This is a genomic window from Acidithiobacillus ferriphilus (genome assembly GCF_028215975.1).
Classification (GTDB): Bacteria; Pseudomonadota; Gammaproteobacteria; order Acidithiobacillales; family Acidithiobacillaceae; genus Acidithiobacillus; species Acidithiobacillus ferriphilus.
In genome coordinates, this window is record NZ_CP116458.1 from 2,628,810 (window position 1) to 2,643,444 (window position 14,635).

Annotated in this window: 13 protein-coding genes; 1 reads left to right on the forward strand and 12 read right to left on the reverse strand. The window is 54.8% G+C overall.

Annotated features, from left to right (window positions below; genetic code table 11):
* Positions 1–6 precede the first annotated feature (6 nt).
* Entirely contained in the window at positions 7–2,226 is a 2,220-nt protein-coding gene (locus PJU76_RS13260; protein ID WP_271779896.1) for a phosphoketolase family protein, read from the reverse strand.
* A 97-nt stretch (positions 2,227–2,323) separates the two neighbouring features.
* Between PJU76_RS13260 and PJU76_RS13265 the strand changes: the two genes are divergently transcribed.
* Positions 2,324–3,112: an IclR family transcriptional regulator gene (locus PJU76_RS13265; protein ID WP_215880348.1), complete on the forward strand. Its 789-nt coding sequence runs from the start codon at positions 2,324–2,326 to the stop codon at positions 3,110–3,112.
* Between the two features lie 14 nt (positions 3,113–3,126).
* On the opposite strand, the gene PJU76_RS13270 is transcribed toward PJU76_RS13265, so the two are convergent.
* The 11 genes from PJU76_RS13270 to PJU76_RS13315 form a co-directional block, all read right to left on the reverse strand.
* Entirely contained in the window at positions 3,127–5,190 is a 2,064-nt protein-coding gene (locus PJU76_RS13270; protein ID WP_271779897.1) for a glycosyltransferase, read from the reverse strand.
* Positions 5,191–5,193: 3 nt separating this feature from the next.
* Entirely contained in the window at positions 5,194–5,532 is a 339-nt protein-coding gene (locus PJU76_RS13275; protein WP_271779898.1) for a GNAT family N-acetyltransferase, read from the reverse strand.
* 61 nt (positions 5,533–5,593) lie between these two features.
* Complete coding sequence (locus PJU76_RS13280; protein WP_271779899.1) at positions 5,594–6,073, reverse strand: type II toxin-antitoxin system TacA family antitoxin; 480 nt, start codon at positions 6,071–6,073, stop codon at positions 5,594–5,596.
* A complete protein-coding gene (locus PJU76_RS13285; protein ID WP_271779900.1) occupies positions 6,030–7,802 on the reverse strand; it encodes a thiamine pyrophosphate-binding protein in 1,773 nt (590 codons plus the stop codon). The genes PJU76_RS13280 and PJU76_RS13285 overlap by 44 nt, the downstream gene beginning before the upstream one ends.
* A 23-nt stretch (positions 7,803–7,825) precedes the next feature.
* Positions 7,826–8,725, reverse strand: coding sequence for a sulfotransferase domain-containing protein (locus tag PJU76_RS13290; RefSeq protein WP_271779901.1), 900 nt, complete (start codon positions 8,723–8,725; stop codon positions 7,826–7,828).
* Between the two features lie 137 nt (positions 8,726–8,862).
* On the reverse strand, positions 8,863–10,179 hold the full coding sequence (gene rfbH / locus PJU76_RS13295; RefSeq protein WP_271779902.1) for a lipopolysaccharide biosynthesis protein RfbH: 1,317 nt from the start codon (positions 10,177–10,179) through the stop codon (positions 8,863–8,865).
* 16 nt (positions 10,180–10,195) lie between these two features.
* Positions 10,196–11,272: a CDP-glucose 4,6-dehydratase gene (gene rfbG / locus PJU76_RS13300; RefSeq protein ID WP_271779903.1), complete on the reverse strand. Its 1,077-nt coding sequence runs from the start codon at positions 11,270–11,272 to the stop codon at positions 10,196–10,198.
* On the reverse strand, positions 11,266–12,033 hold the full coding sequence (rfbF, locus tag PJU76_RS13305) for a glucose-1-phosphate cytidylyltransferase (protein ID WP_271779904.1): 768 nt from the start codon (positions 12,031–12,033) through the stop codon (positions 11,266–11,268). The genes rfbG and rfbF overlap by 7 nt, the downstream gene beginning before the upstream one ends.
* 72 nt (positions 12,034–12,105) lie before the next feature.
* Positions 12,106–12,372 (reverse strand): hypothetical protein, encoded by a 267-nt coding sequence (locus PJU76_RS13765; protein WP_408629738.1) that lies wholly within the window; start codon positions 12,370–12,372, stop codon positions 12,106–12,108.
* Positions 12,315–13,232: a DUF6444 domain-containing protein gene (locus PJU76_RS13310; protein ID WP_408629739.1), complete on the reverse strand. Its 918-nt coding sequence runs from the start codon at positions 13,230–13,232 to the stop codon at positions 12,315–12,317. Before PJU76_RS13310 ends, PJU76_RS13765 begins: the two co-directional genes overlap by 58 nt.
* A gap of 113 nt (positions 13,233–13,345) precedes the next feature.
* Positions 13,346–14,617: a hypothetical protein gene (locus PJU76_RS13315; RefSeq protein WP_271779905.1), complete on the reverse strand. Its 1,272-nt coding sequence runs from the start codon at positions 14,615–14,617 to the stop codon at positions 13,346–13,348.
* Between the last annotated feature and the right edge of the window lie 18 nt (positions 14,618–14,635).

The following is a 14,635-nucleotide window of genomic DNA, read 5'->3' on the forward strand; positions in this document are numbered from 1 at the left end:
TCGTCCCTAACCGGCGTCAAAGCCGTGGATTTTACCGACGATGGTCTCGGCGGTAATCCCGTTGAAGGCCATCAACTCGCCCGGCGTCGCGGTGGTCTCACCCCGCAACCAGGCCAGCACGTCGCGCTGTGTCGCCCGGCTGCGCAGCAGCACCGGCTCCAGCGCCCCGGAGGTGCCGCCGCTGATGCCCAGCAGCCAGTCCCCGGCGAAGAGGGCGTGGAAATCCGCGTCGTCCATGAAGCCGGTATCGGCTTCGGAGACGGTATGCGCGGCCACATCCGCCGGACGGTACAACTGACGGGGGTTAATCACTGAAACGATCCGCACCCGGTAGCCCTCTGTCTCCAGCACATCCTTGGCCGCAAAAACCGGCAACAGGACCATATCGCCGGTCACCGCCAGGGTCACGGTGCCACGCTGCCCTGCACCGGTATCATGCAGGAGCGCCGCCCCCTTACGCACCGCCGCGCGGGCCTGTGCCATGGTCAGGCGCACCGGCAGGGGGCTCTTGGAAGCCACGATCACCATCGACTTGTTGACACTGTTCACCGCGTACTCGTAGGCCGCCTGGATGGCATTGGCATCGGTGGGATAGAGCAGGAACACGTTGCCGTTGCGCATCTGCGCGGCAAAGTAATTCTCGATCTCCGGACGCTGATGGGTCCAACCGTTGCGGCCCTGTTCCAGCGCACCGGCGGTGAACATACAGACGGTGGACGGGGTCTTGCGGCGCAGCTCGGCCATGGCCTGGGCCACCGTCTGCATAATGGGCCAGCCGTTAATGGCGAAGGACTCATAGGACAGCCACAGGGAACGGCTACCGAAGAGCGCCAGACCCGCCGCCAGACCCGCACAGGCATCTTCGTTCAAGGGCTCATAAACCTGCCCGCCGGGCTGCTGGTTGTACAGCGGATCCACGGTGGGGTGGCGAATTTTCAGGGCATCGTTGATGTTCTTCATGGCCGAGGCTTCATTGCCGTCGGCGTTGGTCACCACGAAGCGCGGGTCCTGCTGCCCCAGCCAGGCCACCAGCGCGCCCATGGCGGTGGCGGGCACAGCCTGCTCGCCGACATTGAAATCCTGCATGGGGAAGTCATCCAGCCGGGCGATGTCCAGCACCTGCTCGGTCACCGCCGTTTTGGCGGCAGGACCACCACCGGCCCGCGCGAAGTTCTCCCGCACCAGCGCCCAGGCTTCCGGACTCAGGGCACGTTGCTCCAGCGCCGTCTTGATCTCCGGCGATTCCGGGGTGTCCTTGGGATAGAGATTGTGGGACTTGGCACCCGAAACATGCACACCCGCACCCTTCAACTGCTTGAGGATGAAGGCGCTGTGACGACCACTCAGGGCGTGCTCCGCCGCCCTGGCCACACCGGTCAGCACCGCCTCCATAAAGGCCAGACGCTGGCCGAAGGAGAAGCGCGCGGAGTCGACATAGGCCCCTTCCTGACCGGCGTCGTCGAAATCCCTGGCATCCACGAGGATGACTTCGTCGAAGTCATGGGCGCGCCAGTAGGCGATCATCTCGTCATTCGTCATCAGGGAGACCATGGAGTGATGCTCCTGACTGAAACCGTTCCAGACCAGCACCGGCAGGTAATTGGTGACCCGCGGATAGGCAAAGTGGAAGTGCTTCATGGCGCTCAACACGTACGGCTCGCCGAAACCGCCATCGCCGATGGTCACCGGGAAGAGGGTGCCGGGATGCAGCAACGCACCCGCCATCGCAAAGTGCTGCCCCTGCCCCAATGGACCCGCCGGCGCCAGCAGGCCGGGGATGGCGCCGGAGAGATGGCCGAGCAGACCATGCCGCTCGCGAAAGCGCGCCATCATGTCATTCATGTCGCGGATACCCATGTCCTCCAGCGAGCTGTCGAGGAACATGGCGCTGTAGAAACCGGGGGCGTGGTGGCCCACTTCGGTGACGATGTTGGTATGACCGAGCATCACCAGCGCCGCATAAGCTTCAGCGCTGGAGGCAAAGCCGCCGGGATGGCCGGAGGATTTGGCGGCGCAGATCTGCAAGGTGCAGTAGCGCAGAGCGTCGGCCATGAGCAGGGTCTGGTAGACGGCTTCCTTGGCCGCGGGATGGGGAACCGCCTTGTGGCCGGCGGCGATGGCGGCACTGCGGCCATACTCCGCGAAATTCGGCCACGATTCACCAAAGTGGAACATACCCGCGCAGAAGGCGGGAGCATTGGCAGGCAAGGTGCTTTGAGCGGTCATGGCGCAATGATCCTGTGACAAAAAAAGATTGCACCCACTCTAAGCAAGACCGTATGATTCCGCAATAGGGTATCGTTTCCACCATACGGAATATTCCATGTCAGACTCCGCCAGCGACAGAAACTCCTCCATCCAGGTCATCGACCGCCTGCGCGCCCTGCTGGACGCCCTCGCGGCGGAGGGCGGCAACGCCCCCCTCAAGATACTCGCCGCCGTGACCGGTCTGGCGCCCTCCACCGCCTTCCGCATTCTCGCCTCGGCACAGGACAACGCATTGCTCACCCGGGACGCCGTCGGCCATTACCGCTTCGGCCCCCACCTGCAAGACTGGGCGCAACTCGCCCACGGCCGCAGCGACCTGCGCGCCATCGCCCGGCCCATCATGGCCTGGCTGCGCGATCAGGTGCAGGAAACGGTGAACCTCACCATTCAGCAGGATGACGAAGTCGTCTATGTGGAGCGCGCCACCTCGTCGCGGATGATGCGGGTAGAGCAGGTGATTGGCAGTCGCGCGCCCCTGCACACCACCGCCGTCGGCAAGCTGATGCTGGCGCTGAATGGTGAGGCGGCGGTCGAGCGTTATGCCACCCGCACCCACTTACCGGCGCTCACCGTACACACCCTGCAGGACATCCCGACACTCTGGAAGGACGCCCGCACGGCTCTGGAGCGCGGCTATGCGCTGGATAATGAAGAGGCGGAAATCGGCGTCGGCTGCCTTGGGGTGCTGCTCCGTGGGCCGCTGCCCTGGAATGCCGGACTGAGCATCTCCGCACCCATTGAGCGCCGTCAGGAAAGCTGGGTACCGCTGTTGCAGGAAGCCGCGCGGCGGATAGATACGCGATTGCAGGGACAGACGGTAACGCTGGATATGGGGGCTTTATGACAGCCACCAATGAGTTAACGCGACACCACCTCCCGCATCACCGCCAGCACCTGCGCCGCCGCCACCTCCCAGGTATAGAGCGCTGCCCGCGCCGGCCCCGCCGCCGCCAGCCGGGCGCGCAAGACCTCATCCTCCGCCAACCGCCGCATCGCCGCGGTGATGGACCGCACATCCAGCGGGTCGCAATACAGCGCCGCATCGCCGCAGACCTCCGGCAGGGCACTGACGTTGGCCACCAGCACCGGGCAGCCCGTGGCCATGGCCTCGATGGGGGGCAGACCAAAGCCCTCGTAGAGGGACGGGTAGACCAGCGCCAGGGCGCGGCGATAGAGCGCCGGCAGCAGCTCGTCGCGCAGGTAGCCCAGCATCCGCACCTCGCCGCGCGCCAACATCCCCGTCAGGATTGCGGCGAAATTAGTCTCCTGCCAGCCCATCTGCCCCACCAGCACCAGCGGGTGCGCCCTACGGATGGCAGCCGGCAAGGCCGTGTAGGCCGCCAGCAAGCCCGCCAGATTCTTGCGCGGCTCCAGGGTGGAGAGAAAGAGGAAAAAGCGACGCTCATCTCCCAGCAAAATCCCATCCAGTGCCGTTTCCACTTCCGCAGCCGGAGCCAAAGCGAAACGCCCGCTGATACCGGGATAGACCACATGGGTCCGCCCCGCCACCTCCGGGAAGTAATGCAACAATTCCACTTCCGTAAAACGCGAGTCCGTCAGAACGGCCCCCGCGCGCGCCATGGCCGGTCGCAAGTGACGGTTCAAAAAGGCCACACGGGCCGGCGGGTGGACCTCCGGATAGCGGAGATGGGAAAGATCATGCACCACCAGGACAGACGGCGCCTTGGCGCGCGGCAGGACGAAACTGGGCCCCAGGATCAGATCCGGCCGCCAGAAACGTTCCAGCCGGATCAGTTGCCGCCCCTGCAAGATAAACTGTAGCTCCCGCCCCAGAGGAATGCGCTTGCGCCACTGCAAGGGGTGGGGAATGCGCAGGCCGGGTTGCCGCGGCGGCTCCCGCGCCCAGGACCGCGCCGTAAAGTAGGCCAGAGTCGCCCCCTCATCCGCGGCCAGCTGCTGACACAGCGCGGCGGTATAATGCCCGATCCCCGCCAGCCGCCCCGAGAGGATGGTGGCCTCCACCGCCACGCGCAGCGGCCCGTCACCCTGGGAGGCTACGCCCACGGCGGTGGGCGACGACAGGTCGTAAGGCCTGTCCCACAGCGCGGAAACCATCGCCCGCACATTGCGCCACCGGCCCCGGAGCAGGCGCCGCGCAATGCGCCCCAACGCGCCCAGAGTCATCGCCAGGCGCGGCCTGGGGGCGTAGCGCCGCAAAAACCGGCGGGAGGAGACGGTGACATAATAATCCTTGAGGGGATTGGCGTGCCCGAGGCTGGACGAGCGCTGATGCCAGATCACCGCGTCCCCGGCCACCGCCAGCTTCCAGCCCTGCGCGCGCAGGCGAAAGCACAGATCCGCATCCTCCCAATACATGAAAAAGGTATCGTCATCAAAGAGACCCGTGCGCTCCAGCGCCTCGCGGCGCAAGAGTATGCTGGCCGCCGTCAGATAATCGAGACGCCGCGCCGCCACCAGCCGACGGTGATGCCGCGCCACCCCCGCCCAGCGCCAAATCCCCCCCCCACCCCAGGTCTGCACCCGCTCCGACCGCTCCAGGTCATAAATCACCGAGCCCACCGCCGCGACCTCCCCATCCCGCGCCATCACCCGCAACATCGCCTGCAGGGCCTCGGGGTGGGGCACCGCATCATTATTGAGCAGCCAGACGAACTCCGCCCCTCGCTCCAGGGCCAGGCGCATCCCGACATTGCAGCCGCCGCCAAAGCCCAGATTCTCCCCCGTTTCCACCAGCTCCACCGCAAGGCCCCAGCGGGCGATGCCCGAACGCAGCCGTTCCAGATCCGCAGGTTCTGAGCCGTTGTCCACCACCATCACCCGCGCCTGTACCCCGCGCAACAGAGTCAATGCGCGCAGGCAGCGCAGGGTGTCGGCGGCGCTGTTCCAGTTGAGCAAGATGATATATACCGCAACTTGATCCAAGCCGTTCCTCTCCGTCATGTATCAGCTCGCGCCAAGCGGTAGGTACAGGATCATCGGGTTATCCTGGCAGGATATAAATCCATAATGCGCATAGAACACCTTGGCTTCCTCCTCCTGCGCATCGACCACAAGCGCATACGCGGCCACATGCTTGCGGGCCTCTAAACAGCGTGCAACGACACATCCCATGAGGAGTCGCCCCAGTCCAAGACCATGATGCGTCGAATGTACAGCTTGAGCGGCGTTTAAACCGTAATAGCCTAGAATGGTTTTTGGCATGTCCGTGTCGACCAGCACGCGCACCACGGCAATACCCTTCTTGCTTTGTTGAACGGCGAAGCGATGAAGATATTCGTCCAACTCGCCGACGCCAGAGGTGAAAGTTGAGCGGTTATGGCGCTGTGGATCAAAGCATTACTCCTCAAGCACGCCGAGCCTTGCGCGCGAAATCAATCGCGTTTTGCAACGCGGCATTGGGCGTGAATGCTCCATCAAGCGCCATCGTGAATGCCTGAAAATCCCGATCTGACATCGTGATGCGGGACTCCCGATCTAGCAGTGTACGTGCCTTTTCTTTGGCCGCCGTGCGTACGAATGCGACCATCGTGGTACCCACTAAAGCCCCAGCGCGGGAGACAACCTCCTTTTCCTCTGCATCCATTTTTAAATCAAATCGGGCAACAGCAGACATAACTTCACCTCCTGTATACGGTAATTTGCCGTATACATAATGAAGCGGAGAAAATAAAAAATTAAATGCGCATATTGGAGAGACAAACAGGTTTATAAAGAATAACCACTGAAATCCGCCTATTAACAAAACGTTAAAGCGGGAAAAATAAGCACTCATAAAATAATTATTGATCACTGATATAACGTGCCACCAACCGGTATAAATCATCGGGGATATCCGGCGACATACGGTGTAATGGGTTGGATTCCATGCCTCCGTCTTTTGTTACCCTGCTGGTAATTTTAGGGAAGTATGTTTGATTTGGATCCACGGCAACTATAAATCCCGCAGGTCCATGTTGATTAAACATCTCAACGAATTTATCGTTCATCTCGAACTCGGAATTTATACATATTACTGGAATATCATAAGCATCAAATAGCTTGATCCAATTGGGCAATCCTAACCCTGTCTTTAAGTCGCAACCGACGTAGCTACCACTAAAGTAGTTGCGCTGTGTCATCCGGATAGATGCATAGCCGTTATCATCGAAGATAAATATTTTCAGGTTTAGCTGGTTTATGGAGACCGTGCCCAACTCCTGTAAATTCTGCGAGAAACCGCCATCACCTTCCACCAGAACAACCCGGCGATCAAGGTGAGCGAGAGCGGCCCCAATTGCCCCTCCCAGTCCATAACCCATAGAGGCTAACCCTTTGTTGGTCACAATGGTTTGACCCCGCTTCTGGCCAAAGATTTGCATCATTACCGTAAAGGCGCTGCCACTACTGCATGGAACTACTATATCGTCATTACCGCACAGTTCCGATAGTTTCTGCACAAACAGGTATGGAGAAACATAGCCTTCTCGCGTCTTATTGATGGCATCAACCAAGGGTAGCTCTTCCTTGACCATACGGCAGTAGCCAACCCATTCGTGATGATCACCCAGATCCGCCGCAGCTAATTGTTCGATGACCGTGTTTGCATCGCCATGAAGGGGGACATCCACTTTGGGATGCCCCTTCTCCAACTCAGACTTATCGCAATCCACCTGGACAATCCTTCCAACCGGAATAAACTCTTGCCAGTTGAAACCTGTTTGCTGCATCCCCAGTCGGGTACCCAGGGCAATCAAAAGGTCAGATTGCTGGAGTAGGATATTACTATAACGCTGCCCCCAAGTATTGGGACGCCCAAAGTATAAGGGATGGTCAGCACTTATTCGATCCGCGCCATTCCAAGTGGTCATGATCGGCACACCCATCCTGTTAAAGGCGTCACACAACCGATGTGTCACCTCGCGGCGCACACCACCTCCTATCAGCAGGATCGGCCGGGTCGCGGACCGAATGTCGAGGATGAGTTGCGCAATCTGTTCGCAGGTAATCTCTGGGAGCGAAGCGTTCAATGATGTAGTGGCCGGTATGACAAGCGTTTCCGGGGTTACATCTCTGCCTTGTATATCCAGCGGGATCTCAATGAATACAGGACCCTTACGATCCGTGCTCCCAGCCCGCACAATCCGGGAAAATTCGGCTTTATCAAGGATGTGATCCATCAGCACTGACTGAACAGTAATTGGCTTGACGATATCTACGCCGTTGATTTCTTGGATACCCCGCTGGCGCAAGGCACTTCGGCGCAGATCCTCAGTTTTTACCTGACCTCCAATAACAAGCAACTCGCGGCTTTCCAGCCATGCGCCACTGATAGCGGTCACGATATTGGTCAATCCGGGGCCAGCAGTGACCAATGCAAAAGCGCGCCCTTTGGTGCTGCTTTCATTGAAATACTCGCTAGCGATACCAGCTGTTACCTCATGCACGACAGGGATGCAGGTAAAGCGTTCGCTGATGCTCGCAAGCAGATGCATAATGTTACCGCCTGCCACAAAAAAGCAGTGCGTATAACCAAGGTCCTGAAGCCAGTCGGCAAGAAGGTCGCTATATCGCATATTTTTCCCCGATATCAAATAAATTACTGCCAGCCAAAGTGGGCTAGTATAGATTTAGACAAATCTGTCGCCCGCTGGCGCTGAGTAGCGGAAAATACATTGCGCCACTCGCCCGGTTGCCCTTTTCGAAAATACACGGCTTCGGACTTGTCTATATTGGGATGGACAAACGACCCTTTAGGAATATCGAAAAAGTCGCAAATCTTCGCAAACAGCGCCGTTTCTTCATTGACAAGCTCGGGGTAGGTCGTGAACAACACCCGAAAGGGTTGCTCGAATAGATCTTTCTGTGAGTATTTGATCCAGCCATCAACCCATCTGACAAGAATTGGTAAATGGTGATCAATGGCCCAGTCAACGCGCTCCGAAAAAGTTAAATCCATAAAATATTTTGGATGCACATAAGGAATCCGAAGCAACTCAAATGGATTCTCCCGATACATACGGCTAATGAAGTGCACCCACGACAGAGTTGCTTCTCTCGGATCCCGAACATGGATAATCATCCGGTCGACGAAACTCCCGAGCAGCCAAATATTAAATTCAGTTGACGACAGGTGGGCTTGAGTAATCTGTGCGCCAGACGCCCATTCTTTAAGCGCGTTGATATTTACCACATCATCTGGAAAATACATATTATGGATTTGTACAGGGGATAGACCAAGACCTGCTTGAAGAACGGCATTAATATAAACGCTTCCTGATTTTGGCATTGTATTAATGATAATCGAATCCATATTACCTGGAAGAAGTACTTTCTCAACAAGATCTTTTGCTTTTCCGCCACCAAGAATACTGGCCTGGCAAGGCAAGGCTGCTCTAGCAATTTTCGGACACATGCCGCAAGCCGACAGATGCTTTTTTAGGTCTGCGACCAAGAAACTGCGAACCCAATGAATATAAGAAACAAAATTATGATTCATGGCAACCATCCCTACCTCGACACAGAAATGAACACATGAATAGTCATAAACACCATATTTCCCATGCGGACGTCTCGCATACTACCAGCACAACCTTTCTGACTGGCCGTATGGATAGCCACCATCCATATGACCAGTCAGAAACCAACGCCTAGAAACAGTTCAATCTGATTTGCTGCGTAATCCAGCATTTCTTCACTCAGTCCAGGGTATACCCCGATCCAAAAAGTACGATTCATGACTATATCCGTATTCTCCAAATTCCCGGAGATACGATACACTCGATTAGCCATGTAGGGTTGCCGTACCAAGTTGCCTGCGAACAACAATCGTGTCCCAACGTTATGGGCGTCCAAATAACGTAGCAAATCTACACGATCGAACTCCGCACTGTCGCGCAACGTAATCGGAAAACCGAACCACGACGGATCTGAATGCAAAGTTGCTTCGGGGAGGATAATATACTCCTCACAAGTTGCTAGCCGCTGCTTGAGAAAGTGGAAATTGTCTTTCCGCCCTTGGATGAATTTCTCAACCTGTTGCAGTTGGGCAAGACCACACGCAGCTTGCATATCAGTAATCTTGAGATTGAAGCCGAGATGGGAATAGGTATACTTGTGGTCGTATCCAAACGGCAGATCACCGAGTTTCCATGCGAAACGTTTTCCGCAGGTGTTGTCCCTACCCGGCGCACAATAACAATCCCGACCCCAGTCTCGGAAGGATTCCATAATGGTTTTGAGTTGAGGGTCGTTGGTGAAAACTGCGCCGCCTTCACCCATGGTGATATGGTGGGCCGGATAAAAGCTCAAGGTCCCAATATCCCCAAAGGTACCTACTTTCCGCCCCTGGTAGGTCGATCCAAGCGCATCGCAGCAATCTTCCACCAGCCAGAGCCCATGCCTTTTGGCCAGATCGGTCACGACAGATAGATCGAAAGTATTGCCCAACGTGTGGGCGATCATAATGGCCTTGGTTTTTGGGCTAATCGCGGCCTCTATTTTTTCTGGATCGATATTGTAGGTCGGGATATGAATATCAACGAATACCGGAATCAGGCCAAAGAGAATGCTCGGGTTGACCGTTGTTGGAAATCCCGCCGCTACGGTGATGATTTCATCGCCTGGGCGTAGTGCCCTAGGTCCGAGCTTGGGTGAAGTAAGCGCAGCCAAGGCCAATAGGTTGGCAGACGATCCGGAATTGGTGGTTAGCACATGCCGAACACCGAGGAATTTAGCCAGTTGCTGCTCGAAGGCGTCGTTGAAACGACCTGTGGTTAGCCATCCGTCGAGGGCGGCCTCGGTCATGTATTGCAGTTCCAGAGCACCAACCACTTTACCTGAAGGAGGGACAACAGAGTCGCCAGGCACAAAGATCCGCTGATCAGTCATCGCGGCATAACGCTCGACCAATTCCAAAATTTGCGCTCTCAGTTGAGTTTGTGATTCGTTCATTGTGTGTCCATACCTTTTAAGGAAGCTCCTGATAATGGTGAATCTGCTCCAGACTCACGATCCGCATGTCGTCCGCCGACAGAAAGGCCTTATGCCATGCAATGGTTTGCCCTAGCGCCTTTCCCAAGCCCCAGCGCGGGTGCCAACCCAGCTCGGTCCGCGCCTTGGAGCAATCGAGTCGGAGATAGTGCGCTTCGTGAACTTGCTCACCCCCATCCGTCTCCCAGCCTGCGCCATCTCCCCATTGATGGGTTATGTGATCGGCGATCCAAGAGACCGGTTTCGCATCGTCCTCCGATGGGCCGAAGTTCCATGCGCTGGCGAAACTTGGACCCTTTTCCCAAAGTCGTTGCGCCAGTGACAGGTAACCAGACAAGGGCTCCAGCACATGTTGCCAGGGACGGATGGCCCGCGGGTTGCGGATGCGGACGGCAGCGCCGGAAGATACCGCGCGCAGGATATCTGGCACAAGCCGATCCTCTGCCCAGTCACCACCACCAATGACATTGCCGGCCCTGGCCGAAGCGACAGCAACCTGGTGCTCCGAATAACGATCCAGAGGGAAATAAGAGTTGCGATATGCCGCAACCACCAATTCCGCACAACCCTTACTGCTGCTATAAGGGTCATAACCCCCCATCGGATCGATTTCCCGGTATCCCCATGGCCATTCCTGATTTTCGTAGCACTTGTCGCTGGTGACAATGACGACAGCGCGTACCGATGGGGTTCGCCGCACGGCCTCAAGCAAATGTACCGTACCCATGACATTGCTGGCAAAGGTCTCCACAGGTTGGGCGTAGCTATAGCGTACCAGTGGTTGCGCTGCGAGGTGAAACACAATCTCCGGCTGGGCAGTTGCTACTGCGTGAGTGAGCGCTTCACCATCGCGGATGTCCCCGATCGTCGAGCGCATGCCGCGTTCCACCGCAGCGGCTTCAAACAGGCTGGGGTTGGTTGGTGCCTGCAAAGCGTATCCGTCAAGCTGGGCTCCCAAGTTCTGCAGCCACAAGCTGAGCCATCCCCCCTTGAAGCCGGTATGCCCGGTGACGAAAACCTTCCGCCCCCGCCAGAACTCAGATGAGTTTACCATTGCTTCCATGGCGCCTTACCCCTCTGCCAAAGTGCTTCCAGGTGCTGTTTGTCACGCAGGGTGTCCATGGGTTGCCAGAACCCTTGATGGAAAAATGCACGCAATTCACCCTTGGCCGCCAGCCCCTCGAGAGGTTCGCGTTCCCAGAGCGTAGCATCACTCTGGATATCATCAATCACCTGTGGGGACAAAACGAAAAACCCTCCATTGATCCAGGCCCCATCTCCATGGGGTTTTTCGCTGAAGCTGGTCACCGCGTCGTCCATCAGTTCCAAGGCCCCAAAACGACCTGGCGGCTGGGTGGCAGTCACTGTCGCAAGGCGGCCATGGGAACGATGGAATGTAACCAGCTTGCCGATATCCACGTCCCCGACCCCATCCCCATAGGTCAAACAAAACGGATCATCGCTCAGGTAAGCGCGCACCCGACGCAAGCGTCCCCCGGTCTGCGTATCGTCGCCGGTGTCCACCAGGGTAACGCGCCATGGCTCCGCATTGTTCTGGTGAACCTCCATCTGATTGGTAGTCATATCGAATGTCACATCAGACATATGCAGGAAGTAGTTGGCGAAATATTCTTTGATGACGTAACCTTTGTATCCTAGGCAAATGATAAAGTCATTAACGCCGTGATGCGAGTAGAGTTTCATGATGTGCCACAGGATCGGTTTACCACCGATCTCCACCATTGGCTTGGGACGGAGCACCGTCTCTTCGCTCAGCCGGGTACCAAGTCCACCGGCAAGAATTACGCATTTCATAGTTTCACCAAGCTTCCTCAGAATAAATCAGATAATACCCAAAACATTGGGTGACAAGCTTATTAAAGTACACTAAAACAAAAATAATGGCAGCAAGTAATGCGTCAAAAATGTGATCACAATTTCAACTGCCGTTCTTGTAAGCGGTAAATTATAACGTAACCATTCATCAGAGGTACAGTTACCCCATGGCGGGCAGCGGAGTTTCCCCCTGAAAAAACTGAACCAAGGCGTGCAGAAGGCGACAGCCCCATCAACGGTCCGGAAACAGCCTGAGATCTTCAGGTTGGTCTTAGGCATCCGTACCGCCTGTTCTGCGAGATTATTGGTGAAGGGCACCTCCAGACCCAAGAGGAACGCAGTGCGGCTTCGCGATGTTCGTGCAGTCGTCGCAACAGATTGATCGGATAGGATTGACGCTGATGCGCGGAGCTATCCTTGCGTTTCTTGAGCGGATTAGTCAGGTCGCTTTCAAACAGACATAGCGGTATAACTCGCGTTAATCGGGACCATCCGGTCTTCGCTGTGCGGGCTGACGATGGCCTCTTCTCGGTGGCGGGAACAAGCAGGTCGATCATATTTTTCGTCCAGCGTTGACCGTACAGTTCATGGATCAGTGTCAGCCCCTGCAGGTGGTGGGCATTGCACAGGACATAACGACATTCATATTTCCGGTAAGGCGTCCAGCTATTATGGATGGTGCTCCCTTGGAATTTGGTCAGCAAACCAAAAGCGTCGAAAGTCTCCTGACCACGGCCGGTACGAATGCCCATCCAAGCCAAGGTTTGTGTCGCTGCCGCATACAAGCAGTGGAATTTGTCAGCGGCCCGCATACTGGTCTCATCGAAGATGACCTGATAGGCTTCCGATAAGTAGGCCTCGTCCAGAGTATTACCGCATGCATCGCAAGCTATGGGCAAAAAATGTATGACCTCATGATCGGATGCGGCAACCCGTTCCGGCGCGGAGCCCTTCTGCTCGCCCTTGGAGTGCTGCCCCGCCCGATACAGGGATTTAGGTATGTGTTTACATAAACCATCTGAGTAAGGCGGCCTGCTGGAGTTATAACTGTCTTTGGCCAAGCAGACTTCAATCGCTACGATGCGTGACTTCAATTCCGCTTCCTCCGCGAGAAGAAAACGAATTAGATCATCCTTATTAGTAGCATGATTCATCATATTTAGGGCAGGCAGTTCCATATCGTCCTTATGGCTGGATACAACACGGCAACCCTACCTCAACACGGGGTGTGATGCATGAGATGCTGAATAATGCATTATAAAAAATATATAACCAGTAAATGACATCGCCATTAGCTTGTTGACATCTTTTTTTTGACTATAGCCTGAATTACAAAAGGTAAAAGCTTGTGTGGAATTACGTGTTTTATTATACCACGAACAAATGTGGGTGATAACATATACATCAAGAATACAAAATTCTCAAAAAATTCTTTGGTGTGAGGAAAAGAAGTGATCGGCGGCAAATCATTGAGCCTTACGCCTTCAATGGCGGTGGGCATGGGGTCACGCTGAACAAAAACCTGCAAAACATCATATGGGATTTTAACTCGTTTATTGTAAGGCATATTAATTGCCTGTCTTTTAGTTTGTCGCACGAATTCTGAGATATTATTTGGGATGTTTTTATATAACTCATAAATTCTATCTTCTACTTTATGAACTGTAGTCAATGCGCGCTGGATTTCTCTTTGGCTAGTTCCCCAAGCCATACCATCGTCACCAACCTCAAAGGAAGATATCGCACCTTGTTTAAGGTGTGCATTGGGCACAAAAACTACTGCACATCCACACAGGCAGGCTTCAATTGCTAGAGCTGTATCTTCGTAACAATAGAGTAATTTACTCTGCCAAAAAATATCTCTAACTTCCTCTTTAGACATCTTATCGCTTCTCAGTATTTCGATGCTATTCTGTGGCAAAATAGTTAAATCACCACCGTGAATCTCCTTGTACTTTCCTGCATAAAAACATGTTCCTGATCTGGCGCTGGGTTTATTGTAAAAGAAATTCATATCGACGGCAGGAAGATGCAAAACTTCTGGTGTATTTACATGTTGTGCCAGCCTATGGCTATAGGCAACCATATGATCATGTGGAACATGGTATTTAGGAGCCAATAAACCAGGATAATTTAGTATATATCTTACTATAAAAGGGGCTTCAATTGGGTCGTCAAATACTTCAGGGTAAATACAGATTGGAGTAAGTTCATTTTTGTAGTGGTGTTCCGCTATATCCCGCGTTAGTAGTGGAGTGTTTAATGTATGATTTAAAATTTCGTTTTCCGAAAATCGTGCAAAATATGGCCAATGGCGGTCACTCTTTAAAACTAGCGGGTGTGGAACAATGAATGCTCGTTCGCCAATCATATTAATATAATGACATAACGCATGAAGGATTTTTATGCCAGCAGAGATGCGCGTATATGCTGGAGTCACGATGTAAAATGGATTTGATTCTGCAGGAATTATATTTCTTTGATTGCATATAATATCCTCTAACCCATTCAATGTATGCGCATTAATTTTAATGCGTGGTTCTTGACCTTTAAAATCCAACATAATATAAATTATCCCCTT